At 42.2% G+C, this 20909-nt stretch carries 28 protein-coding genes and 2 tRNA genes; 13 read left to right on the top strand and 17 right to left on the bottom strand.

Annotated elements, in window-relative coordinates; all coding sequences use genetic code 11:
- Nucleotides 1–83: 83 nt before the first annotated feature.
- On the top strand, nt 84–290 hold the full coding sequence (locus BRC29_02695) for a hypothetical protein (protein PSG99013.1): 207 nt from the start codon (nt 84–86) through the stop codon (nt 288–290).
- Between the two features lie 160 nt (nt 291–450).
- On the opposite strand, the gene BRC29_02690 is transcribed toward BRC29_02695, so the two are convergent.
- The 5 genes from BRC29_02690 to BRC29_02670 all read right to left on the bottom strand — a co-directional run bounded on the left by BRC29_02690 (nt 451) and on the right by BRC29_02670 (nt 5896).
- A complete protein-coding gene (locus tag BRC29_02690) occupies nt 451–885 on the bottom strand; it encodes a hypothetical protein (protein ID PSG99012.1) in 435 nt (144 codons plus the stop codon).
- A 38-nt stretch (nt 886–923) separates the two neighbouring features.
- Nucleotides 924–1799, bottom strand: a complete 876-nt coding sequence (locus tag BRC29_02685) for a hypothetical protein (protein PSG99011.1) — start codon at nt 1797–1799, stop codon at nt 924–926.
- Nucleotides 1800–1985: 186 nt separating this feature from the next.
- The gene (locus BRC29_02680) at nt 1986–3812 is read right to left on the bottom strand and encodes a hypothetical protein (GenBank protein ID PSG99010.1); all 1827 of its coding nucleotides are present in this window, start codon (nt 3810–3812) and stop codon (nt 1986–1988) included.
- Nucleotides 3813–4133: 321 nt separating this feature from the next.
- Nucleotides 4134–5573, bottom strand: a complete 1440-nt coding sequence (gene lysS, locus BRC29_02675; protein ID PSG99009.1) for a lysine--tRNA ligase — start codon at nt 5571–5573, stop codon at nt 4134–4136.
- Nucleotides 5570–5896, bottom strand: a complete 327-nt coding sequence (locus BRC29_02670) for a hypothetical protein (protein PSG99008.1) — start codon at nt 5894–5896, stop codon at nt 5570–5572. Before BRC29_02670 ends, lysS begins: the two co-directional genes overlap by 4 nt.
- An 87-nt stretch (nt 5897–5983) precedes the next feature.
- Here BRC29_02670 and BRC29_02665 point away from each other — a divergent pair, with 87 nt between their 5' ends.
- Nucleotides 5984–6670, top strand: a complete 687-nt coding sequence (locus BRC29_02665; GenBank protein PSG99007.1) for a hypothetical protein — start codon at nt 5984–5986, stop codon at nt 6668–6670.
- A gap of 163 nt (nt 6671–6833) precedes the next feature.
- Here BRC29_02665 and BRC29_02660 read toward each other — a convergent pair whose 3' ends face one another.
- The gene (locus tag BRC29_02660; GenBank protein ID PSG99006.1) at nt 6834–7172 is read right to left on the bottom strand and encodes a hypothetical protein; all 339 of its coding nucleotides are present in this window, start codon (nt 7170–7172) and stop codon (nt 6834–6836) included.
- Between the two features lie 99 nt (nt 7173–7271).
- A tRNA-Gly gene (locus BRC29_02655) sits at nt 7272–7405 on the bottom strand.
- 92 nt (nt 7406–7497) lie between these two features.
- On the opposite strand from BRC29_02655, the gene BRC29_02650 reads away from it, so the two are divergent.
- Genes BRC29_02650 through BRC29_02640 form a run of 3 tightly spaced genes read left to right on the top strand, consistent with a single transcriptional unit; the run spans nt 7498 to nt 9346 of the window.
- Nucleotides 7498–7938 (top strand): hypothetical protein, encoded by a 441-nt coding sequence (locus BRC29_02650; protein ID PSG99005.1) that lies wholly within the window; start codon nt 7498–7500, stop codon nt 7936–7938.
- 2 nt (nt 7939–7940) lie between these two features.
- Nucleotides 7941–8699 carry a hypothetical protein gene (locus BRC29_02645; GenBank protein PSG99004.1) on the top strand — a complete coding sequence of 253 codons (759 nt, stop codon included), beginning with the start codon at nt 7941–7943 and terminating at the stop codon, nt 8697–8699.
- Entirely contained in the window at nt 8696–9346 is a 651-nt protein-coding gene (locus tag BRC29_02640; protein ID PSG99003.1) for a fibrillarin, read from the top strand. Before BRC29_02645 ends, BRC29_02640 begins: the two co-directional genes overlap by 4 nt.
- Before the next feature lie 5 nt (nt 9347–9351).
- On the opposite strand, the gene BRC29_02635 is transcribed toward BRC29_02640, so the two are convergent.
- Nucleotides 9352–9555, bottom strand: coding sequence for a hypothetical protein (locus tag BRC29_02635; GenBank protein ID PSG99002.1), 204 nt, complete (start codon nt 9553–9555; stop codon nt 9352–9354).
- 85 nt (nt 9556–9640) lie between these two features.
- Here BRC29_02635 and BRC29_02630 point away from each other — a divergent pair, with 85 nt between their 5' ends.
- Nucleotides 9641–9844 (top strand): hypothetical protein, encoded by a 204-nt coding sequence (locus tag BRC29_02630; GenBank protein ID PSG99001.1) that lies wholly within the window; start codon nt 9641–9643, stop codon nt 9842–9844.
- Nucleotides 9845–9871: 27 nt separating this feature from the next.
- Here the strand turns inward: BRC29_02630 and sufC are convergent, their stop codons facing one another.
- From sufC to BRC29_02610, 4 genes are all read right to left on the bottom strand, one after another.
- A complete protein-coding gene (gene sufC, locus BRC29_02625) occupies nt 9872–10618 on the bottom strand; it encodes a Fe-S cluster assembly ATPase SufC (protein ID PSG99000.1) in 747 nt (248 codons plus the stop codon).
- 27 nt (nt 10619–10645) lie between these two features.
- Nucleotides 10646–11173, bottom strand: a complete 528-nt coding sequence (locus BRC29_02620) for an NUDIX hydrolase (GenBank protein ID PSG98999.1) — start codon at nt 11171–11173, stop codon at nt 10646–10648.
- Between the two features lie 53 nt (nt 11174–11226).
- Nucleotides 11227–11386, bottom strand: a tRNA-Met gene (locus tag BRC29_02615).
- 125 nt (nt 11387–11511) lie between these two features.
- On the bottom strand, nt 11512–11781 hold the full coding sequence (locus BRC29_02610; GenBank protein PSG98998.1) for a hypothetical protein: 270 nt from the start codon (nt 11779–11781) through the stop codon (nt 11512–11514).
- A 570-nt stretch (nt 11782–12351) separates the two neighbouring features.
- Between BRC29_02610 and BRC29_02605 the strand changes: the two genes are divergently transcribed.
- Both BRC29_02605 and BRC29_02600 read left to right on the top strand, forming a co-directional pair.
- A complete protein-coding gene (locus BRC29_02605; protein PSG98997.1) occupies nt 12352–12882 on the top strand; it encodes an inorganic pyrophosphatase in 531 nt (176 codons plus the stop codon).
- Nucleotides 12883–12978: 96 nt separating this feature from the next.
- A complete protein-coding gene (locus tag BRC29_02600; GenBank protein ID PSG98996.1) occupies nt 12979–13725 on the top strand; it encodes a hypothetical protein in 747 nt (248 codons plus the stop codon).
- 174 nt (nt 13726–13899) lie between these two features.
- On the opposite strand, the gene BRC29_02595 is transcribed toward BRC29_02600, so the two are convergent.
- Genes BRC29_02595 through BRC29_02575 form a run of 5 tightly spaced genes read right to left on the bottom strand, consistent with a single transcriptional unit; the run spans nt 13900 to nt 18454 of the window.
- On the bottom strand, nt 13900–14691 hold the full coding sequence (locus BRC29_02595; GenBank protein PSG98995.1) for a hypothetical protein: 792 nt from the start codon (nt 14689–14691) through the stop codon (nt 13900–13902).
- Entirely contained in the window at nt 14688–15485 is a 798-nt protein-coding gene (locus BRC29_02590) for a hypothetical protein (GenBank protein ID PSG98994.1), read from the bottom strand. The genes BRC29_02595 and BRC29_02590 overlap by 4 nt, the downstream gene beginning before the upstream one ends.
- Nucleotides 15472–16446, bottom strand: a complete 975-nt coding sequence (locus BRC29_02585; protein ID PSG98993.1) for a sugar ABC transporter ATP-binding protein — start codon at nt 16444–16446, stop codon at nt 15472–15474. The genes BRC29_02590 and BRC29_02585 overlap by 14 nt, the downstream gene beginning before the upstream one ends.
- 41 nt (nt 16447–16487) lie before the next feature.
- On the bottom strand, nt 16488–16796 hold the full coding sequence (locus BRC29_02580) for a hypothetical protein (protein ID PSG98992.1): 309 nt from the start codon (nt 16794–16796) through the stop codon (nt 16488–16490).
- Complete coding sequence (locus BRC29_02575; GenBank protein PSG98991.1) at nt 16793–18454, bottom strand: hypothetical protein; 1662 nt, start codon at nt 18452–18454, stop codon at nt 16793–16795. Before BRC29_02575 ends, BRC29_02580 begins: the two co-directional genes overlap by 4 nt.
- 96 nt (nt 18455–18550) lie before the next feature.
- Here BRC29_02575 and BRC29_02570 point away from each other — a divergent pair, with 96 nt between their 5' ends.
- Genes BRC29_02570 through BRC29_02550 form a run of 5 tightly spaced genes read left to right on the top strand, consistent with a single transcriptional unit; the run spans nt 18551 to nt 20905 of the window.
- Complete coding sequence (locus tag BRC29_02570) at nt 18551–19153, top strand: hypothetical protein (protein ID PSG98990.1); 603 nt, start codon at nt 18551–18553, stop codon at nt 19151–19153.
- Between the two features lie 16 nt (nt 19154–19169).
- Nucleotides 19170–19412 carry a hypothetical protein gene (locus BRC29_02565; GenBank protein PSG98989.1) on the top strand — a complete coding sequence of 81 codons (243 nt, stop codon included), beginning with the start codon at nt 19170–19172 and terminating at the stop codon, nt 19410–19412.
- Between the two features lie 23 nt (nt 19413–19435).
- A complete protein-coding gene (locus BRC29_02560; GenBank protein PSG98988.1) occupies nt 19436–19954 on the top strand; it encodes a hypothetical protein in 519 nt (172 codons plus the stop codon).
- 36 nt (nt 19955–19990) lie between these two features.
- Nucleotides 19991–20497 (top strand): signal peptidase I, encoded by a 507-nt coding sequence (locus BRC29_02555; GenBank protein ID PSG98987.1) that lies wholly within the window; start codon nt 19991–19993, stop codon nt 20495–20497.
- A gap of 57 nt (nt 20498–20554) precedes the next feature.
- Complete coding sequence (locus BRC29_02550; protein PSG98986.1) at nt 20555–20905, top strand: hypothetical protein; 351 nt, start codon at nt 20555–20557, stop codon at nt 20903–20905.
- Nucleotides 20906–20909 lie beyond the last annotated feature (4 nt).

Below are 20909 nucleotides of genomic sequence, written 5' to 3'. Positions count from 1 at the left end.
TTAAGGCCTTTAACAGCCCTTGAATAGATTAAAGACGGTTAACAAACTTTTGACGAATTAAAAAGCTTTGAAACAAACTCTAGGTGATAAATATCTGGAAAAGAATCGAAAAACACGAAACGGATCAAAAACCACGCAAGTGGGAACATCAAAAATCAGGAGAAACAGTCGAAGTCAAGAAGTTCAAAAACGGGACATGGGACACTTTCCATGAGGATACACTGTTAGAAAACTATGACCGCAAGGAAGAAGCGATAGAACGCGGGAACAAACTCGTAGGTTCGAGCTAGTGTTTTTATTCAGGCAGGTTGCAAAGACAGATTTTCTTTTTTATTCTTGTGTACGAGGAAAACTACTCGTGCAATACCTTGAACCAACGGTGAAGGCTATTTTGTCAACAGCTTGGAGTTTTGTCCAAGGAATACACAGATAGTATCAGAGAAGCCTAATCTAATAGAAAGGTGGCTGTTCTACAGGGATTTCAAAGCGGATGTTCTCTACATCAATATCGACAGGTAAGGAATCAGTTTCTCGGACTTCGAGTTTGAGAACAGTATTATCAACATCTTCCGGGATTACGTACTCTCCATGATAACTTTCAAAATCATCCTCGTCCAGTTCCCCTACATATTCAGAGAAATCTCCTACAAGAGCAAGTACTATATCTTCATCCTCAGGAACATCGCCCTCTACAAGAATTGAATGTAAGGTATCTTCAGCCGGATATACCAAAGGTTCTCGATCTGAATCTATGAACATTTTGTCAACGTCTTCGACTCTATCACTAATATATTCTGAATCCAGACTATACTGTTCCATATCTACATCTCTTTCCTCGAATAAATCGAGTTCATCAAGATTTTCGTATCTATCTGTCATATCCATAGATTATCACTCAATATATAAGAATGAATGATTGAAGGCTAGAATTCTCTTGGTGAGTACTCAACCTTTGAACTGTCTCCTGCTACTTCTACTTCGTCCAAAGCATCAATTCCGTATTTGAGTAAACCATAGGCTCGAAATCTTTTGCTGGCTTCCTCAAAGTCATCTACTAGATCTCCACCACTAGCAGCACCACCTCTCGATACGGTTTCATTCGCTTCATACTTTCCATTCAAAGCGAGCTGATTCATTACCGTATCAAATCTACTCTTCAATCTATCTCTTTCCCCTTTGTCTCCCTCATTGTAGCTCCAGTCTTCAACCTCATTCCTTGCTCGGTTCAAAGCCCAGAGCTGCTGTTGAAAGTCTACTACCTTTTCAAATCGGTTTTTTAATTCCCTGTTCTCGTAATCCTTCCATTCCATCGTGGCGGCTTTAGCATATCTCATTTCCTCTGTTTCCAGACTATAATGCCAGATTCTTTGTTCACCATCACCAAAGTGACTGCCATCATTCCTCATGAATATCTCTCCATCAAAGGCTGCTGCGAGGAAATACTTCTCTTCAGTTCCTGCATTATTCTCTAATGTGACATGGCCATTACTTCCTGTGCCTATCCTATCAACCCCGCCATGTGTATCTGTAACGACGGTAAAATCATTCTCTAAATCTTCCATACCTGGGAGACTATCAAGATCAAGTTCATCATTATTTACTAATTCGTATTCGGCTCCATCTTCTGTTTCCTCTTGGAATTCGTACCTTAGCTCTTGTTCGGATATTGTTCGTTCCTCTACTTCTCCTTCTAGCAGAGACTTTATCTCTGATTGTAATTTTTCTTTGCTGTCGGGTTTTTTCTCCTCTTCAAGTTGAGGTATTATGGAGCGTTCTGTTTGAACTGACAGTAAATCCACCTGATATGTTGTTATTCAATCATAGTTATAAATATTCTCCTTAAAAGGTCCATCTTCATACATCTCCATAACCGCCGTTTCCAAAATTTTTAGCTTCCTTAGTATATACTTCAGGCAGTTCACAATAGATCGAATCTCACTGAATAAAATTCTGTCACCAAGCTGAGAAAACATTTTAATATTTCTCTACCCTTCTCCATGCATTTTTCTTGCTTTATCCCAATTGGCCTGTGATTCTGGACCGAAAGGAACTTTGAAAAACTTCTGCAGAGCCTGAGATGTGACAGAATAACCCATAATATCGGGAGAAGCAGTATGAGGTAAGCTCAATTTGTGACCAAGTTCATGTGTTATCAAGTTAGTTAGCCAGGTCTGGTCGTTAACCCTTGCTGCGAAGATTATATGATCTTTAGAATTAGCTCCAAAACTCACACCTGATGCGTCTTTTAATTTGAAATCTGATGCTATGACTTTGATAGCTCCGTCGCTAAACACTCCTCTGACGTCTTCAGGCAAGTAATTGTCTAAACACTCCTCTATTTCATTAATTCTCTTGATAGAATTAATTTTAGCACCATCAGCATCCTCCGCAACCACAGTAGTGTCATTCACCAAACGTCGGAATTTATCTGCTCTCTGTTCTGCCGACTTTAATTCATCATCTGTAATTTCCGATCTTGAATATTCACTTCTTTCAATAACTGTTTCTACACAAGGTCTTAAGTCATGCCAGTTTACCCTGAACTGGACTCCTTCAAGTGTGTTGATAGACTCCTCTACCTCCTTGGCCACTTTCTGCCCGTTATATCTCTGATCGCCTTCTTGGAAGTATAAATTGAATATATGGACATCTGTGGGATTTCCATTTAACGAGTTCTCTATTGCTGGATCATATCCTCCTATGGCTTCCGGGTTCATAAATTTTAACTGTCCTGCTGATGCCTGTCTGAAGACATTTATGGCAGTATCTATGCCTGTCCAGCCTCCAAGTGCAGCTCCCATACCTCTGAGTAGATCGCGTCTTGATACTCCGCCATCTACCTCAAAATTGTATCTCTCGTTAATATACTCGTTCACCATTTCAACTGATTCTCTCACTAAGGTTATCTGTTGCTCTAATTCCTCTTGACTTGTGAAGTAATTTTTCTGATTCATCTCCTCTAACTTCCCAAGATCGGATATAATGCCCTCATACTCGTTCTCAATGATATGGTAAAGATTCCCTAACTCCGATAAGTCCCGCTCGTTAGCTTCTTCTGCAAGCTCTTTCCTTTTACAGACGACTGATTCCAGTTTTTCATCTATTTCTTCAAGTCTTCCCAGATTGCTTGTAAGTGTTGAAAGCCTGTCTTCTTCCTCACCTAGTTTCTGTTTCAGTTCAGGTGATTGCCGAATAGTTTCTAAGCTTTCAAGCTCTCCTTGTTCTGAGTCAAGGTGCTTAACCAAACTTTGTATTCTGCTGATAGCCTGTCTATCTTCCTCCATTTTCTCCAAGAGACGAACTGAATCCTCTTGCCTCTGGTTGAACTCTTCGAAGATTTCTTGCTCCTCTTCTTCCAACTTTTCAAAAATTTCGAAGATTTGCTCTGAGTTCTCCACGACTTCCTGCCAGCCAACCTGGTAGAGGTCAATATTTGGCGTTTCGCCAGGATTCTCTATGGAATTAAGGATACTGGCCAAGCCATTTTCTATTTGTTTCAAAGGTTTGAGACAGGCCTCGATTTCCTTCAGGCTCTCTGCCTTCCACTCTAAGAAGTCTTTAGATTTTTCCAATACGACCTCCAATTCTGAATCATCAAAGGTTAGAAGGTCAAGTAGCTCTTGCTCAATGTCGAGTAATTCTCTTTCCAAATGTTCCTCCTCAGAAAGAACTTTTTCAGTTTCATCCAAAGGATTCTCTCCTTTATCTAAACTTGATTCTAAAGTATTGATCTGGAGATCAACCTTGTTCTCTAATTCCTCCTCTTTCTCCTCTCTCGATAGAATACCATGAATCCTTTTCTTCCAATCCATAATAATTAATTGAACTCCTCCTAAAAAAGCTTGAACAAGAATCGAACATGTCGCAGTTTACCTCATTAAACCTGTCTACACGCCAACAGGAATGCAAAGGAGAAGCAATCAAAAACAGGTAGTCATCACGCTCAGAAGCCCGAACAGCCTTAAGAACCGCCCGGAGTCTTAGCATATATTCTTTCATACTTGCAGAACGAGAAATCAATCTAACGGAAGTAATATTCTGTCGAGAAGATACTCATCTTATAATAGAAGAAGATACAACAGAAACCTTCCAACTGCTAAATGAAAAATTAAAGTAGAAAAGACGGGCAGCCGCTACCTCATCATCGGAAATAGCAGCACATCTCTAATAGACTCTTGGTCTGTCATCAGCATCACCATCCTTCCTATACCGATTCCGAGTCCTCCGGTTGGCGGCATACCAAGCTCAAGTGCTTTGAGAAAGTCCATGTCAATTGGATGTGCTTCATCATCGCCTTCTTCCTGCCTTCGCTGCTCATCCTCAAACAGGTTTCTCTGCCGGATCGGATCTCGAAGTTCGGTGTAGGCATTACATAGCTCCATGCCTGCTGCGAATGACTCAAACCTCTCGATTAATCCGTCTTCATTCCTGTGCTGCATACATAGAGGAGTAGTTTCCTCTGGATGGTCAATGATGTGTATAGGTTGGATCAGGTTTTCTTCTGCAACTTCCTCAAATAGTTCTGCTATTGCTAACCCTCTTTCATATTCTGAGTCAAGCTCGGCACCGTGTTCTTCCATTCTTTCCCGAATTTCCTCATCTCTAAGCTCTGTTACATCAAAACCGCCATTTTCTTGAATGGCTTCTCTCATCGTCATTCTAGGCCAGGGAGCAGAGAAATCTAGAGTTTCCCCTTGATACTCAACTTCGGCAGAGCCGGTAGCTTCTACAGCGACTTGCTCATATAGCTGCTCCATCAGCTCCATCATATCCTCATAGTCAGCATAAGCCTGATATACTTCCATCATCGTGAACTCCGGGTTGTGAGTCGTGTCTATAGATTCATTTCTGAAGTTCTTCGTGATTTCGAAGATTCTCTCGTATCCGCCGATAATCAGTCTTTTGAGATATAGCTCTGGCGAAATATTTAGGTAATGCTCTTGATCCAGAGCGTTGACGTGAGTGGTGAATGGTTCTGCGGCTGCTCCTCCATAGACAGGCTGGATTGTCGGAGTTTCTACCTCCATAAATTCTCTGTCTTCTAGGAAGTCTCTGATTTCGGAGATAACCTGGCTTCTTGTTCTGAAAATGTCTCTAGCATCGATGTCTGTTATCAGATGTAGAGCTCTGTCCCGATACTGCAGTTCTTCATCTTCTACTCCAAAATGTTCTTTTGGTATTTGCCTCGCACCACGAGAGAGCACTTCTAAGTTCTCTGACATCAGTGAGAACTCTCCTTTATCTGTGTATGTCAGAGTTCCTTCTACTCCGATTATATCACCTCCATACAGGTTCTCAACTTCTTCCAGTAGTTCCTCGTCATTTCTGACAATTACCTGAACTTCTTCCTTTTCTCCTCTGAGATCGAGGAACGCTAGTTCTCCGAAGTTTCTGATCTCCATTACTCTGCCTGCAGTCGAAAAGTTATCTTCTGGAAGTTTTTCCTCACTTCCCGAATCAAATCCCTTTAGCTCTTCCACCGTATGGCTTCGGTCGAAGTTGTAGGAGTAGGCTTCGTCGTTTTCTCTGAGATTTCGTAGCTGTTCAAGTCGTTCTTCTCGTTCATCTGTCATTCTTGATCACCTATAATATCGAACTCTATGATCTCTTGGAAATTGAGTGTATCGCTGCCTGCGTCAATATCCTGGGTTTCGAGGTTGAAACAGCCAGCTTCTCCCCAGAAGTTATGTGTTATTTGGTAGACTTCAAGTTGCTCTCCTTCTTCAGGGTAATGAGGATGATAGTTTCCACGGGCTTCAGTATAGCTTCTGCCTCCATCGCTCGGAAGGATAGAGGCTCTCCTGAGAATTTGGCTGATGTTCTCTGAATTAATAGAACTACAGCTGTAAAGATTTCGAGTTTCAGTCAAGTAAGCGTCTGAATTTAAAGCGTTCACCTAAAGTTGTTCGGTCCATACCCAAGTATTGTAATGTATAATTGTTATAGTTATAGTTTTAAATCAAACAAAATACTATTTTTCTATATGAAATCACACAATAAAGATGTTTCTGTAGCTGAGGCGACCCGAAGCTTGCTGGAGGAGAAACCGTTTCTAAAGGAATTAATGGATATGGATGCCGTCAATTATCGGGGACTTGCCAGGAACTTCAAGGAACAAGTTGAGGAAAAAACAGGTAGAGAACAAGTAAATCTTGATTCCATAGTTGTAGCAATCAGAAGATATGAAGACGAGTTATCTTTGAAAGATAGCTGGACGGAAAGAATACAGAGAGTTCTTGAGGGCTCAGAGCTTTCCATGGCCGGAGACATAGTCTACTATACACTACCTAGAGAACGCAAGTACCACGAACTCGTACTGGAAGCATACGACCAAATTGATAGAAGAAGTGGGGACAGAATCTACCTGCTCCAATCCGACTCAGAAATCGGAATAGTCACAAACAAAAGCAACCTCAATCTGATCGAAAACAAAGTAGACAAAAAAGACATTAAACATATAGAAAGAAACGCTGCCATAGTTGTTCTTGATTCACCGGAAGAAGTACTGGAAGCAAATGGCATACTCTCATATCTAACAGAGAAGATAATCGGCAACGGAATAGGAGTATTAGAGATGTTCTCAACTTACACAGAAACAGTCTTCCTCGTAAGAGAAGAACAAAGCACACAACTATACTCGACACTTAGAGACTTGATCAACAAGAAATAGTGTAAAGAACTAACTTCGAACCGAAACAATTTGCGGCGTCCAAGATTTGAACCCTTATCTCCTTACTTTTCAATGGATATTCTCGGATATACCGGGCAATTCTCTACAGTCAATCCGGTCGAAATTACGACTGCCCTCTTGGGGAAGAACAACAGTTCATGGGCTAAAGATTTTCATATTCTGAAACGTACTCCATGTAAAGACGGCCGGGGACAGTAATTCTTACTTCTATATCATTTACACCTTCTATATCATTAAGTCCACGAGACTGTAATTCGTTGATATAGTGAGTAGAATACGGACCCTGCCAAATCTCCCCAATCTCACGAGAACCCGTCTTTAGTTCTCTAAGAACCTCTTGCATCCCGGGTTCTTCTTCGAGAGCTTCAACTACCTCGACAGCCTCGTCATACTCCATACCGGAAAAAGCTTTGACCTTATCTGTATAATCTGTATTTTCAAGGATATAATCTTCGAAACTTTCTAGGTCCGTATCTGACATCTTACTAGTCTGTCTGAATATCTAGAGGCAAAAATTAAATACCGCCATCTTCTCTAGAAAGAAGGTTTTGAATTTAAATTATTATTGGAAATTATTGCATGCGGTGTCCGGGACTCGAACCCGGGTCGCTGGCTGTCTTCTTCGAAGAGCATACCTCTTCTCTGTCCTCATCCTCTTTATCGGAGGACTTGAGGCTTGGAAGGCCAGAGTCTTAGCCGCTGGACCAACACCGCATGACTGTGTAGATGGGTTTGCTCGTTATTTTCTTAAATAAGTTGGATGGGATTTGGTTGAGTTTTTTCAAGCTTTAGAGTGATAATATTGTATGGAACAGGACAAATACCAGGATTACCTCGCAGATAAGGCGAAGGAGCTTCTGGAAGAGCAAACCTCGGACCCGGAAGAACGTGAGACAGAAATCGAAACTCGAGAAAATGAAAGAGATATTATAGAAAAGGCAGAGGAGGAAGGAAAAAGCAAGATTCCGGCTGCTTTTGATCCAAGAGAAATAGAGCACCTGACAAACAACAGGAAAAAAATGGGCAACCAAGAGCTGAAGGAATTTCTTGAGAAAGAATCTGATCTTCAGAAAGAACTTGATGATATAGATGAGTGGAACGGCTTTTCCCAGTGGGAGAAAAGATTCATGATACAGAACAATCTGAACAGAGAGCCAGACGAGATAGCAGAAGAGCTCGGAAGAAACGAGAAACAGGTTAGAATGAAGATGAGAATGCTGGGGCTCGACGTGGAGTTCAGTGACTGACAATGTCAAATGAGGATAAAAGGAAGAAAGCTCTGGAAAAGACCAGAGAGAAGCTAAAGGAGAACAAGAACCGTGACAGGTTCATGATGAAAGCCGTAGAGTTTCTTGATGAAAGTAATAAGAACTTCAACGCCGAGATGGAAAGATTCCGGGATCTTTACTCACTACATTTCCCTGAGCTGGAGAAAGAAATCACTAAGGACGAACAACTGGTAAAGATACTATCTGACGGTATAAACCGGAAAAACCTCGATTCATTCTCCGAGATGGCGGAATCCTCGACAGGTTCCCCACTTGAGCCTGCGGATGAGAAAATTCTGGAGAAAATATACTCCAGCCTCAAGAAAAAAGTAGAAATGCGGGACGAACTAGAGGAATATGTGGAAGAGATTGTTGAAGATGAGATGGAGAATCTTGGCGCACTGCTCGGTCCTCTTCTCACCGCAAGAATCGTATCTCTAGCAGGAGGGCTGGAAGAGCTAGCAAGAAAACCAAGTTCAACTATTCAAATGCTAGGAGCTGAGAAGGCGCTTTTCCGTTATCTGAAAGGGAAGGGAACGCCACCAAAACACGGTGTGATCTTCCAGCACAACTTCGTCAACTCTCTACCCGAAGATGAAAGAGGTAAAATGGCTCGATTTCTGGCGAACAAAGCTGCCATGGCGGCAAGACTCGACCAGTATGGCGAGAAATTCAAAGGTGATCAGCTGAGAGAGGAATGCAGAGAAAAATACGAAGAACTAAAACAGGAGTCAGGATGAAACAAATACAAACTAGAATCTTCAAGAAGAACACCAGTATCTACACTGAAGCCGCCTCTGGAGAGTCAGTCTACGGCGAAAAATTTGTGAAAGAAAATAACCAAAAATATAGGAAATGGGATCCAAACCGTTCCAAGGCGGGAGCAGCTGTTATGAAAGATGTTAATCTCGGAATTAAGAGAGACAGCGAAATCCTCTATCTTGGTGCAGCCTCCGGTACTACAGTTTCACATTTCTCCGATATAGTCTCAGAAGGATTCATCTACGCGGTCGAATACTCTGAAACAGTTATCCGGGATCTTTTGGAAGTGGCGGAAGACCGGGAAAATATTGCGCCGATATTGGGGAACGCCCGGAAACCTGAGAAGTATTCAGAAATAGTTGAGAAATGTGACATAGTTTTCCAAGATATATCACAGAGCGATCAGGCGGAGATATTCATAAGAAACTGTGAAAAATACATGAAAGATGACGGAACAGGACTTCTGGCTGTGAAAGCTAAATCTATTTCGACCTCGGAAGAACCCGGGAAAATATTCAATGATGTCCGAGAGAAAATTGAGGAGTATTTCGAGATTCTCGCAGAAACTACCTTAGAACCTTATGAGAAGGATCATCTTTTTCTAAAACTGAAGAAAAAAGAATGAGTTGGTCAGGCTGACAGGGAGGTAACCATATCTCTCAGATTTGGCTTTACCATGTTTTCCCTGAAGCCTCTGGAATCATAGTACTGAGGATCCTGACAGCATTCCCCTCTGCTATCAAGTTTTCTGACCGTGCCAATCACGGTATGTTTTCCTGGTAAAACATTTTCCTCAATACTCTCCCCACAGCTTTCACACACAAATTTTATCATACCCCTTCAGACCTCGTAACCCTCAATTATCGTTACTGGCTTTATAAAGAAGCGAGCAGTTTACCGGTATTCCGGTAGAACTCTTATGAATAAAAACGAGCAAAAAAACGTTGAGACAATGAAAAACTGGGAATGCAAAGACTGCGGTCGCCAACTCCAGTCCGAACTGGAACCTGAAAACTGTCCGTGCGGAAACCAGAACTTGGGAAGCCAAGAACAGCTCAGTATGCTGGAACAGATGATGAAAGACTTCCTCAACCGGGAAAACAAGAACAAAGCAGAAAGCTAGGTATAATCAAGGACTACAGAAAGCATTCTACTTCTTCTTAGCCCATTCGTAGCCCTCATCTTCCAGTTTATGGGCCAGTTCTGGGCCCCCGGACTTAACTATTTCTCCATCAATCATAACATGTACTCTGTCCGGTTCCACATAATCAAGTATTCTCTGGTAATGGGTGATCATCAGCATTCCACGGTCCTCTTCTGCCAGCTTATTGATACCATCTGCCACAATTTCCAGTGCATCAATATCCAGACCGGAATCTATTTCGTCTAACATAGCATACTTTGGCTGTAAAACCGCCATCTGAAGGATCTCATTCCTCTTCTTCTCTCCACCCGAGAATCCTTCGTTCAGGTAACGCCGTGCGTATTCTTCATCCATATCAAGGAGTTCAAGCTTCTCCTTCAGAAGATCACGGAAATCACTCTGGGAAATCGGTTCTTTATCTTCTTCCTCTCTTTGAGCGTTGATCGCTTCCTTCAGAAACTCGGCGACGCTGATACCTGAAATTTCAGCGGGGTACTGGAATCCAAGGAAAAGACCCTCTCTTGCTCTTTCGTCTGTTTCTTCATCAGTAACATCCTCTCCATCAATCAGAATGCTTCCGGAGTCAATGGTGTATTCCGGGTTACCCATCAAGGACTTGCAGAGAGTTGATTTACCGGAACCATTTGGACCCATGACAGCATGGATTTCTCCAGGATCAACCTCAAGAGAAATACCTTTTACAATTTTCTCATCTTCAACTGATACTTCAAGATCTTTTACTTCAAAACTCATATATAATTATTGAAGCCTAAAGATTCATTAACCCTGACGATTGACAGTTCGAATAGCTTCCTCTGCCGCCTCTATAATCTTCGGCGACTCTATCTGAGAGACTTTCGATCTCATTTCCTCAACCGTCAAGAACTCTGCATCCTTCGCGTCACTACCCGCTTCAATTTCCCCTTCAGTCTGGTCAAAGCTGACCGTGTATGCGTTCCCAACAACGTACTTGTCAGGATGCTCAAGATGGATTGTAGTGACAAGTTCCAGCTCTTTCTGATCTGCAGTTAAACTTGTTTCCTCTTTAAGCTCCCTGACAGCGCCTTCCTCCGGCTTCTCATCGAACTCAAGATAACCGGCAGGGTAGCTCCATTCGTTTTTATGTGGTTCATTACCCCGTTTTATGAGTAGAACTTCATCTCCTCGCACAACAAAAACGCCTGCCACAGGTATAGAATTACGGTAAAGGATATCTGAGCATTCAGGACAGTAGTATCTCTCCCGGTCCTCATGCTTCCTCGACTCCAGTTCTGTCCCGCATTTTTGGCAGTAAGCCAGCTCCTTCATACTAGAACATTTGTAGTCGAAATTTTAAATGAAGAACCGAAAACCGCTGATGGGAAAGCCGGGAATTGAACCCGGGACCTCTGCGTAACTCATAAGGCGGCTTCAGTGTTTGAAACTCTGAACCAATGATAGATGTTTTAATCATCGGTCGTCTCCGACCTCATCGCTCATAACTTAGTATGAGCGCAGCGCTCTAACCGCTGAGCTACTTTCCCAGGAACTTTCGAAAGTTCCATTATCATAAGCAGCAATCGCGTCTGGCTCAACTGCCCTCGACGTACTCAATTATTGGGCTGGTTAAACTTATGAAAGCTGCCTGAACTCTGAAGGCCAAGATGTTAATCAAATTTTCGCCTTAGTTCACAGCGCCGTTTTTCAGGATTCTCTGAACAGTATTCCTGTATTTCACTCTGGCTTAAATTGGTTCTGTAATGATTGGGAAACTCATTCCAGTCATCACTTCTACAGTCAGGATCTCCATTAGCCGAAAAACTCTTGTGAACAATTTCACCTGTCTTGGTATTTTCTGCTATCCTGTATTGCGTTGTTGCGCTTTGAGTACACATTTGTGCCGTGTGAACTGCATAAAACAGTCCTGCTCCAACCATAGCGAATAAAATTACTAATCCGATTATTAGCTTTTTTACAATACTAAGTTTATTTGATAGCACGTTGATGATTTAGCTCTGATGAATAAAAATAATAGTGGGTTCGCCCGGATTCGAACCGGGGATCTCCGCCAATTTGTCCATTGAAAATCCAAATATTTTTTCTTATCCTCGAATCTATGCTGAAACCTAGGTTTCGGAGGGTTCAAAAACTCCTCTGGCTTCAGTCTTCGAGAATTCTCGGGTGTCAAGGCGGTGTCATAACCAACTAGACCACGAACCCCAAAGGTTCTATCAAGTAAAATGGATTCTTTAGTTAGGCTTATATAATTCGTTTTCCAACTTTACATAGGGAGAAATAACATGGTTGAATGTGAGAACTGTGATCGGAATCTGAATGTCGACTCAGTAGAAAAACCAGAAGTAGACTGGGTAAAAGTCGTTTGCAGCGACTGTGGCGAGGTTAGAGATATTTCTATGGTAAGACTTGCTGCAAATAACCTTAACCAAAAATAATTTCAGGTTCGAAGCAGTTTTAAATCTCCTAGAATCCAGTAAAGTTGATTAATTATGGTAAATAAATGGCATGACTACGATACCGGGCCTAACGCTCCGGAGGAAATTTACGCTGTAATCGAAAACCCGACAGGAACCCAGAACAAATACGAATACGATAAGGACAAAGAGAGCGTGGTGCTTGACCGTGTTCTCTACGCTTCTATCAACTATCCAGGAGACTACGGCTTTATACCACGAGCCTACTATGAAGACGGCGATCCAATGGATATCCTAGTTCTCACAACACACTCCACTTTCCCGGGATGTGTCATTGAGGTAAGACCAGTAGGTATTCTCTACATGGATGACGATGGAGAACAGGACGACAATATTATCGCAGTACCTACCGAAGATCCTAGGTGGAACAATGTAGAAGATCTTAACGATGTAAACAGACATAGAAAGGAAGAGATCGCGGAGTTCTTCGCCACCTACAAGAACCTCGAGCCTAAGAAAGAAGTAGAGATCGAAGGCTGGGGAGGAAAAGAAGAAGCACATGAAGCAATTGAGAGAAGTCAGGAACTTTACGAGCAGAACTTTTAGTAAATAGGTAATTCCTCCACTGGCTTGCCTGATGAACATCCGCTTCTGAGCACGGAATGATACGCTTTTAGCTTTTAGTATTATTAATAAAATCCCATGAGTTATGACTCACGGCCGCTACCGGAAAGACACGACTTATTGAAGAGCAAGTACGAGGATCTTCTTGAAAGCGACCAGGAGCCGAGCGACTATATATTAGCTATCTCCGGTGGTCGTGGAACGGGAACCAGCAAGCATGCATCTGATCTCAGCGTGGAGTTCGGAATAGATCATCTCGATAATGGTACTGCGCAAAGGCAGGCTGCTGAAGAGAACGGTTACGAGACCGATGAAGACGGTACTGCGGCTACAAAGTTCAGATCTGAGAACGAGAAAGCTGATCTGGTTGCGGATGCTCGGAAGCTGGAGCATGCCTACTCAGGAGAGCCGCTGATCGGAGAGGGCCGTCTTGATGCAGCATCCTTGAGTGCTCCACGAAGTAAGGCATCTGATGAACCTATAGCTACATTGCGTGTGAAAATGACTTGTGATGACTGGGAGCAGCGCGCCGGCCGCTACGCTGACGATGAAGGAAAAACCGATGTTGAGCAGCCTGAAGATATTTCAGAGGAAGTTCTGAAAGACGCTAGAGAGGAGATAGTAGATCAAGATGAACGCATCTACAGCTCCTTCGCCAAGATATATGATGGCGTCGAACCTCGTAATGAAGCCTATTACGATACTGTTATAGACAACTCCGGCGATTATCTGGATTCTCATAGAGAACCTGTCTACGAGCTCATTGAGGCCGGCTTCCGACCAGAAAGGCTTTCAGAAAGTGATCTAGAGGACATCGGAGTTTAAACCGGGGTAATCCAAGATATTTAGAATTTCTGTCATCAGGCTATTGATTTTCTCCTGCTTCCCTTTTCTAGGTAGAGGGCCAGTGCTTTCTCCGTTTTCTCCTTTTCATCTATCCACAACACCAGATCCAGATCTTCTAAACTCACTCATTAGATCAGTTGTTGGTAGAGATATTTAGGTTCCGGTGCTGGAATAACTGGCCAAACCAAGCTTCCAGAACTGATACGCGAAAAGGTAAAGCACAGGGCCAGCGATTGGTGTCAGAAGTTTCCAAGTTTCCCAGCCAGGTTTACCAAGTAAAAAGGATGCAGGGAAGAATGATGCAAATCCTAGAGGTATCAAAGTAACGAGCATTACCTGTATGGCCAGGCTGAATATGTCGAAAGGATATCTTCTGAAGTCACTTATCCTGAAGAATAACCATATAACGTTCTTTGATTTACCCGTCCAGAAAGCTGTTGACGCAAATGTTAGATATATGGCAGCTACAACTAAAACTCCGCTCACAAGAGAAGCCAAACCATAAAAGAACTTCAAAGAAGTCAAGCTAAGGCCTAAAGCTGCCGATGAATAAACTATTAAACCAATGCTAGCGATCAGTTTCGGAATATTGTTGTCCCTGAAGTCATCAGCATATATCTGGAAAAGAGGGTTTAAAGGCCTCAAAAGCACCCTATCAAGATTTCCTTTCACAATATATTTTTCTCCAAGCCTGTAAATGTTGAACAGAAATATGTTATGAATGTATAGAACCGTGCTGCTGAAGCCAGCAAGGAAAAGCATTTCTTCAAAGCTCCAACCCTGAAGAGTCTCAACTTTTGTAAAAACTAGGCCCAAGAATGCCAGTGATACCGCTACATTCACCATTTGTCCAACCGTACCAAGAATAAAATCGGACTTGTAGACCAAACGTGATTTGAGATACTGTTTCAGGTACGAAAGGTATAATTTTACGTATTTTTTCATCCGCCTTGCACCGTAATTTTCTTTTTAGCTTTTCTCCATATTAACGCAGAGATGATGATTAGAATGAGAGTCCAGAACACTTGGATGCACAAAACCCTCACAATCTCTGAGCCAGCTGCTCCCTGATATATTCTTATTGGTCCATCGATAATTGAAGGGAAAGGAGTAGAGTAAAATATCGGTTTTAACCACTCCGGTAGAAGATAGAGAGGGAACATTATACCCGAGAGAAGGCGGGAAAGTGTTGATCTCATCATTCTTAGACTCCAGCCTACTTTGGTCCAGAAAACCGCCATTGAGAAAAAGTATGAGAGAGCAACTACAAGATTTAAAGAAAGAAAAATGCTTAAGAGGAAAGCTAGACTGTTTAATGCCGAAGGAATTCCTATACCCAGAAAAATAAGGCTCACGATAAACGCCGGTATACTCCTTCCTATAACATTGAACGCGGAATAACCAAGCTGGTAGAAGTAAACTTGCAGATGTAAGCTTACCGGTCTCTTCAGTTCATTAACTATAGTTCCTTTACGAACTCTTTCCGTAAACCACGTCTCCAAGTTAACTGAGGTAGCGTTTGAAACCACCTGGCCGAGCGCTATATAAGCTATTATAGCTGAAAACGGTGATGAAAGCTCACCAGAGATGGAAATCGCTTTCCAGACGTAAAACATGAGAATTAAATAGAAAATAGTGGTTCCTACCGCTGCAATGGCATCTGAACGGTAAATTATTCCTTTTCTTAGTCCTATTCTAAAGAACTGGAGATATTTTTTCATTAATTTAGATGCCCTCATTGTAAATCTTCTTTACAACCATTTCGATATCAGGTTCCTTAATTTGGAAGTCACCGACATCATACTTCTCCAGAACCTTATTCATAAGCTCTGAGGCAGAGATCTTTTCACTATCGAATAATATCTTTGTCTTTCTATTAATGCTCTCAACTTCCTCTACACCCTCAATCTCAAGTTCAATAATATCATCGGTCTCCAGAATTATTCTTCGGGAAGTGTAGTTGTTTACCAACTCAGTCAAGGCACCATCGTATATTTTCCTGCCCTCATCAAGTACGATAATCCTTTCACATAAGTCCTCTATATCGCCTATATCGTGTGTGGTAAGTATTACCGTGATGTTTATCTCATCATTCATTTTCCGGATGAAATCTCTGATTCTTTCTTTTACGGCTACATCCAAACCTATCGTCGGCTCATCCAGATAGACAATTTTCGGGTGGTGGAGGAACGCCGCCGCTAACTCGCATCTCATTTTCTGTCCAAGGCTTAGCTTTCTCACCGGCTGATCCCAGAAATCACTGAGCTGAAGAACCTCATCAAACTCATCAATCCTGGCCTCATAATCTTCGTCAGAGACCTCATAAATGTCTTTCAATAGTTTGAAGGACTCCTTAACCGGTAGATCCCACCAGAGCTGGGTTTTCTGTCCGAATACAACTCCGATATTCATCGCATTTTTCTTTCTTTCTTCATGTGGATTTATCCCATTAACTTCAATTCGTCCTGAAGTAGGTTCGAGAATACCGGTCAGCATTTTAACGGTTGTAGATTTTCCGGCTCCATTAGCTCCGATATATCCTATCATATTCCCTTTCTCAATCTCTAGGTTAAGATTTTCTACAGCATTTACTTCGTCATAATCCCTTGAGACGAAAGATTTCAGGTATCCGGTTATGCCTTCTCCACGACTGTAAATTTTGAAGTTCTTGTTCAAGTTTTCTGCTTCTATAAGCGTCATATTTCAGTATAGGAATAATAGCTGTTTAAAATATACTTAATCTATTCTAGAATCTGTTCAACTTCATCTTGACCCAGAAACTCGCCCCATGCATCACTATTTGGAAATATATCTCTAATATTCTGCTCTGTCCCGTAGAAAAGCTCTCCCTCCTTTGTATCAGTCCTGTATATTGTCTCGTTTTCATTCTCATATTTGAGGACATCACCTCCTGATTGAGCTAATCTTTTTTCAATAGAATTTTCTGGCATGATTATTTCATTTGATTCTCCTAGATTGTCTGCAAAATATGTGAATGATTCTACATTCAAGTAATCATATCCAACTAGAAAAAAAGTTTTATCTGTCATTCCTCCACTTTCACAGGCACTCCTTTCTCCTTCAGATGTCCCACCTGTCTTTTGACGAAATCTTCTTCATTACTCCCTTTTGTTGCAACTATATAGACCTGTGCATCGCCAAATGGCCGCATAACTCTGCCAGCCCTCTGGGTCGCCTGTCTTCGGGATCCTCCCTGCCCTGAGGCAATCATGCCTACTTCTGCATCTGGCAGATCCAGTCCTTCATCACCAATTCTTGAGACAATAATTGTCTTAATCTCGTCGTTTCTAAACTTCTCGAAGTAATCCTCTCGATCATCAAAGTCGGTTTCCCCGGAGATGAAAGGCAGATCAAATTCCTCAGCTAGTTTATCTCCCTGTTCGATCCAGTCACAGAAGATGATTGTCTTATCGCCTTCATGTTGCTCAAGAAGTGTTTCGATTTTGGGGATTTTTGCCGGATTTTTCGAGGCGATGATTGCTTTCTTGAAGCCTGATGCCTCGTTGTATTTGTTCCTGTAGAAGTCGCTCTCCCATTCCACCAGTTTTATGTTTACATCCGGTTTCAGAACGTATTCCTGTTTGAAGAAACGTGCCCAGTCTCCACCGATTTCCTGGCCGATCAGTGCAAAGATTTCTCTCTCCTTGGAATCTTCTCTCACAGGTGACGCAGATAACCCGATTCTTCTTGTGGATTGAAGTGAAGCCGTCTTCCTAAATAGTTTGGACGGAATATGATGTACTTCATCGAAGACGATCAATCCCCATTCCTTCCGGAACAGAGAGGTTTTCTCGCCGGCCATATGATATGTGGCCAGTGTTATGTCGCCCATTTGTTTTTCATCGCCGTGGTATTCTCCGATTTGGTCCTCGGTGAGTGTTGTCTTGTCAAGCAGTTCTCTTTTCCACTGACCTACCAGCGACCTCTGAGGTACAAGAATAAGCGTTGGTGCATCAATTTTAGACATTAAGCCGATTGAAGTAACTGTTTTTCCTGAGCCCGCAGGATTGGCTAGTACAGCTGCTTTTTTCTCGTGAGCCCTCTCTACATATTCTTTTTGGTAGTCTCTGAGCTCGATTCCCTTCAGATCGCATCCGATACTTTCATCGACTTCTCTGAATTTGGAGTTGTCTTCTACCGGATATCCCTTCTTCAGGAGCACTTCCTTGATTTTTGCTCTGGATTTTGCTCCCATCGCAATCCTTGATTTTTTATCTGTTAGATCAACAGACAGGTTATCTCTTACCTCATCAATACTCCTGGCCCATTCCATTCTCTCTTCATCGGTTGCCTTCAGCGTATGGTATGTTCCCGAGTGTTCGATTGAGAAGATTTCCTGTCTTTCATATGTTCTCTCAAGCCAGTTCAGGAAGTTGGGATAGTCTCCAACAATCCGGGTGTATTTCTCTTTCATCTCCTCAAGTGAGAGATCGGAGTTCCAGATATCCATTTGCTTGACCTTGAACTTGTAGTGAGCGCCTGAACTCGTATCCATATGCGCAACTTCTGACATCTCGTTCAGTGTTTCCTCATTTGGATTGGATAGAATTATTTCTCTTTGAGGTTCGAAGAACACCGCCTTTTCATTGCTGACTTCGTTCTGGAGCTCTGCCATCCTTTCTACAAGCTCTTCTCTGGGGAGTTCTTTGAGTTCTTCAGTGTCAATAAAACCGTTTTTATCGGGCATGCCTTCTTAGATAAACCCTAAAATTTAAATCCTTAATTTGTGTGAATTCTGTGATTCCGTGTCTCGTTAATAACTCTTAAAGCCGAAAAGAATAACATGAAAAAATCCAAAATCGCTATAGAACTCTCGAAACTAAAGGGGTTCAGGAACCCGAAGATTTCCCTTGAGCAGTATATGACACCGCCAGAACTGGCAGCCGACATCCTCCATAATGCCTATATGCAGGATGATGTGGAGGGAAAAGAAGTTCTTGACTTAGGGACCGGGACGGGAATACTTGCAATCGGTGCGGCTTTACTTGGGGCAGATGTTACCGCTGTGGAGAAAGATGAAGAAGCTCTGGAGATAGCGAAGGAGAATGCAGGGAAAGCAGAGGTAAAGGAGTTTATTGATTTCCAAAAGCGTGATATTTCGGAGATTAGAGAGAAACACGATACTGTCTTAATGAACCCGCCGTTCTCTGTACACTCAGACGAGGGTATGACGTTCCTGGAAAAAGCTTTCTTTTCCGGCCGAAAGGTTTACTCAGTTATTTACAACGGGAAAGACAGATCTATAAAAGATTTTATAGAAGAATCGCCCCACGAGCTCTTAAACTGGGAAAATTACGAGATATCACTTCCAGCCACCTATGGTTTTCACATCGAGGAGTCAAAAGATGTCAAGGTAGGGGTTTTCATAACCAGTGAAAAAGATTAGGGGTTAGAATAATACTATGGAGCTTGAAGCAGTTGAAAAAGAAGACAGAATTCTGATCAACCTAAATCAGAACCATACGGTCGCAAATCTTGTTAGGAAGGCGGTCTGGGAGAACGGTGGAGAAGCAGCCTACGATCAAGGGCACCCACTTGGCGGAGAATCTAATCTTATTGTGGAGGCAGAAAATCCTGAAGAAGTCGTAAAAGACGCGATAGAAACTGCCCGTGAATGGTTCGACAAACTCGAAGACCAGCTTTAAATCCAAAATAATTTTTCAGTGAGATGAAAGAGGGCCTCAGATTTCTTGGTATAGACGACGGTCCTCGAGAGGCCGAGAAGCTTATAGGTGTCTCCTACAGAGGCACAGAGTTCATGGAACAAACCGGGATCATAGACCAGAAACCGGATACAGGAGATGCTACAGAAGATATAATTGAACTTTATCACATATTCAAACAGGATATTGCAGCTATATTCCTAGATGGTGTAAGCTTCAATGGTTTCAATATAGCCGATATTGAAAAAATCTCCGAGGAACTGAACAAACCTGTTATTGCTGTAACCATCAATCAGCCTGACAAGGATTCGGTAAGAAAAGGAATGGAAGCTGCAGATTTAGATCCGAGTATAGTTTCCGAGTTGCCGGATACTCATAGCTTTGGATATATCTTCATTCAGTTCGCAGGTTGCAGCAAAGAAAAAGCAAAAAGATTTACTGAGAAAGCGACTTTACAGGGAAATATTCCGGAGACAGTTAGAGCCGCCGACCTGATAGGGAATGCCTTCCAGAAAAAGGATTAAAATCGTTATAAAAAATGACTCGCCGAATAAACTCACATGGATGCTCACAAATCTTGGAATGATCTAAAGGAATCGAAAGCGTTCAAGGAGTTCTATTTTGTGGCGTTGGCCTTGATACTTGCTTTCGGCATAATTCAGACAACAGGGGTAGTTTTTGATACGGAAAAACCTGTCGTCACGGTGGTTTCGTGCTCAATGTACCCTGAGTACAATGTCGGGGATGTAATACTTGTACAGGGTCAGAGCTTCGAGGAGATTGAAGAAGGAGATGTAGTTGTGTATGATTCTGAAAGCCCGGAAGTCAACATACCGATAATACACCGGGTTATATTGAAAACAGACGATCATATAGAGACGCAGGGGGATAACACTCGTGGACAACACGATTTCGAAAAAGATATCGGACCTGATCAGATATACGGGAAGACAGCTTTCAGTATTCCAAGAGTAGGGCTTGTGAAGATTCTGGCAATGGATCTATTTGGATACTCAGGGGACGAACCATTAAGTTTTGATAGCACTCCTGCATGCCGCAGAGTCTGATTCAGTCCAGAGTAGGCATTCCTATTTAAATCTTCAGCAAATAATTCGTGTTCAACAATGAAATTCTGTGATGAATGTGGAGGAATGCTTGTCTCAGAGAAAGAAGATGGAGAAGCTAAAATGGAATGCAGGAACTGTGGAGAGTTTCAAGAAGATGTTGAGGCAGATGAGATGAAAGTAACAGAGGAAAAAGAGGAAGACCCTATGGATAGACTGAACGTCTCATCAGAAGACGATGAAGAAACCACGAGACCAACCACTATGAAAGAATGTCCTGAATGCTCAGATAGTAAGAAGGATGAAAAAGAACACGAATGGTGGATGGAACAGACAAGAAGCTCTGATGAGCCACCTACAAGGTTCTACGAATGCACTGAATGTAGAAATGTACATAAGATCTACGACTAAAGTA

This window comes from Nanohaloarchaea archaeon SW_7_43_1 (assembly GCA_003009795.1).
GTDB lineage: Archaea > Nanohalarchaeota > Nanosalinia > Nanosalinales > Nanosalinaceae > SW-4-43-9.
This window is presented reverse-complemented; position numbering and strand designations above follow the sequence as displayed.

Excerpts from the sequence above, each read along its gene's own strand:
- BRC29_02680 (PSG99010.1), bottom strand. The coding sequence starts at position 3,812 with ATGGATTGGAAGAAAAGGATTCATGGTATTCTATCGAGAGAGGAGAAA.
- BRC29_02580 (PSG98992.1), bottom strand. The coding sequence starts at position 16,796 with ATGACAGATAAAACTTTTTTTCTAGTTGGATATGATTACTTGAATGTA.
- BRC29_02585 (PSG98993.1), bottom strand. The coding sequence starts at position 16,446 with ATGACGCTTATAGAAGCAGAAAACTTGAACAAGAACTTCAAAATTTAC.
- BRC29_02630 (PSG99001.1), top strand. The coding sequence starts at position 9,641 with ATGAATAAAAACGAGCAAAAAAACGTTGAGACAATGAAAAACTGGGAA.
- BRC29_02665 (PSG99007.1), top strand. The coding sequence starts at position 5,984 with ATGAAATCACACAATAAAGATGTTTCTGTAGCTGAGGCGACCCGAAGC.
- lysS (PSG99009.1), bottom strand. The coding sequence starts at position 5,573 with ATGACAGATGAACGAGAAGAACGACTTGAACAGCTACGAAATCTCAGA.
- BRC29_02635 (PSG99002.1), bottom strand. The coding sequence starts at position 9,555 with ATGATAAAATTTGTGTGTGAAAGCTGTGGGGAGAGTATTGAGGAAAAT.
- BRC29_02660 (PSG99006.1), bottom strand. The coding sequence starts at position 7,172 with ATGTCAGATACGGACCTAGAAAGTTTCGAAGATTATATCCTTGAAAAT.
- BRC29_02565 (PSG98989.1), top strand. The coding sequence starts at position 19,170 with ATGGAGCTTGAAGCAGTTGAAAAAGAAGACAGAATTCTGATCAACCTA.
- sufC (PSG99000.1), bottom strand. The coding sequence starts at position 10,618 with ATGAGTTTTGAAGTAAAAGATCTTGAAGTATCAGTTGAAGATGAGAAA.
- BRC29_02605 (PSG98997.1), top strand. The coding sequence starts at position 12,352 with ATGGTAAATAAATGGCATGACTACGATACCGGGCCTAACGCTCCGGAG.
- BRC29_02600 (PSG98996.1), top strand. The coding sequence starts at position 12,979 with ATGAGTTATGACTCACGGCCGCTACCGGAAAGACACGACTTATTGAAG.
- BRC29_02555 (PSG98987.1), top strand. The coding sequence starts at position 19,991 with ATGGATGCTCACAAATCTTGGAATGATCTAAAGGAATCGAAAGCGTTC.
- BRC29_02640 (PSG99003.1), top strand. The coding sequence starts at position 8,696 with ATGAAACAAATACAAACTAGAATCTTCAAGAAGAACACCAGTATCTAC.
- BRC29_02610 (PSG98998.1), bottom strand. The coding sequence starts at position 11,781 with ATGGTTGGAGCAGGACTGTTTTATGCAGTTCACACGGCACAAATGTGT.
- BRC29_02560 (PSG98988.1), top strand. The coding sequence starts at position 19,436 with ATGAAAGAGGGCCTCAGATTTCTTGGTATAGACGACGGTCCTCGAGAG.
- BRC29_02595 (PSG98995.1), bottom strand. The coding sequence starts at position 14,691 with ATGAAAAAATACGTAAAATTATACCTTTCGTACCTGAAACAGTATCTC.
- BRC29_02690 (PSG99012.1), bottom strand. The coding sequence starts at position 885 with ATGGATATGACAGATAGATACGAAAATCTTGATGAACTCGATTTATTC.
- BRC29_02645 (PSG99004.1), top strand. The coding sequence starts at position 7,941 with ATGTCAAATGAGGATAAAAGGAAGAAAGCTCTGGAAAAGACCAGAGAG.
- BRC29_02575 (PSG98991.1), bottom strand. The coding sequence starts at position 18,454 with ATGCCCGATAAAAACGGTTTTATTGACACTGAAGAACTCAAAGAACTC.
- BRC29_02590 (PSG98994.1), bottom strand. The coding sequence starts at position 15,485 with ATGAGGGCATCTAAATTAATGAAAAAATATCTCCAGTTCTTTAGAATA.
- BRC29_02620 (PSG98999.1), bottom strand. The coding sequence starts at position 11,173 with ATGAAGGAGCTGGCTTACTGCCAAAAATGCGGGACAGAACTGGAGTCG.
- BRC29_02650 (PSG99005.1), top strand. The coding sequence starts at position 7,498 with ATGGAACAGGACAAATACCAGGATTACCTCGCAGATAAGGCGAAGGAG.
- BRC29_02550 (PSG98986.1), top strand. The coding sequence starts at position 20,555 with ATGAAATTCTGTGATGAATGTGGAGGAATGCTTGTCTCAGAGAAAGAA.
- BRC29_02570 (PSG98990.1), top strand. The coding sequence starts at position 18,551 with ATGAAAAAATCCAAAATCGCTATAGAACTCTCGAAACTAAAGGGGTTC.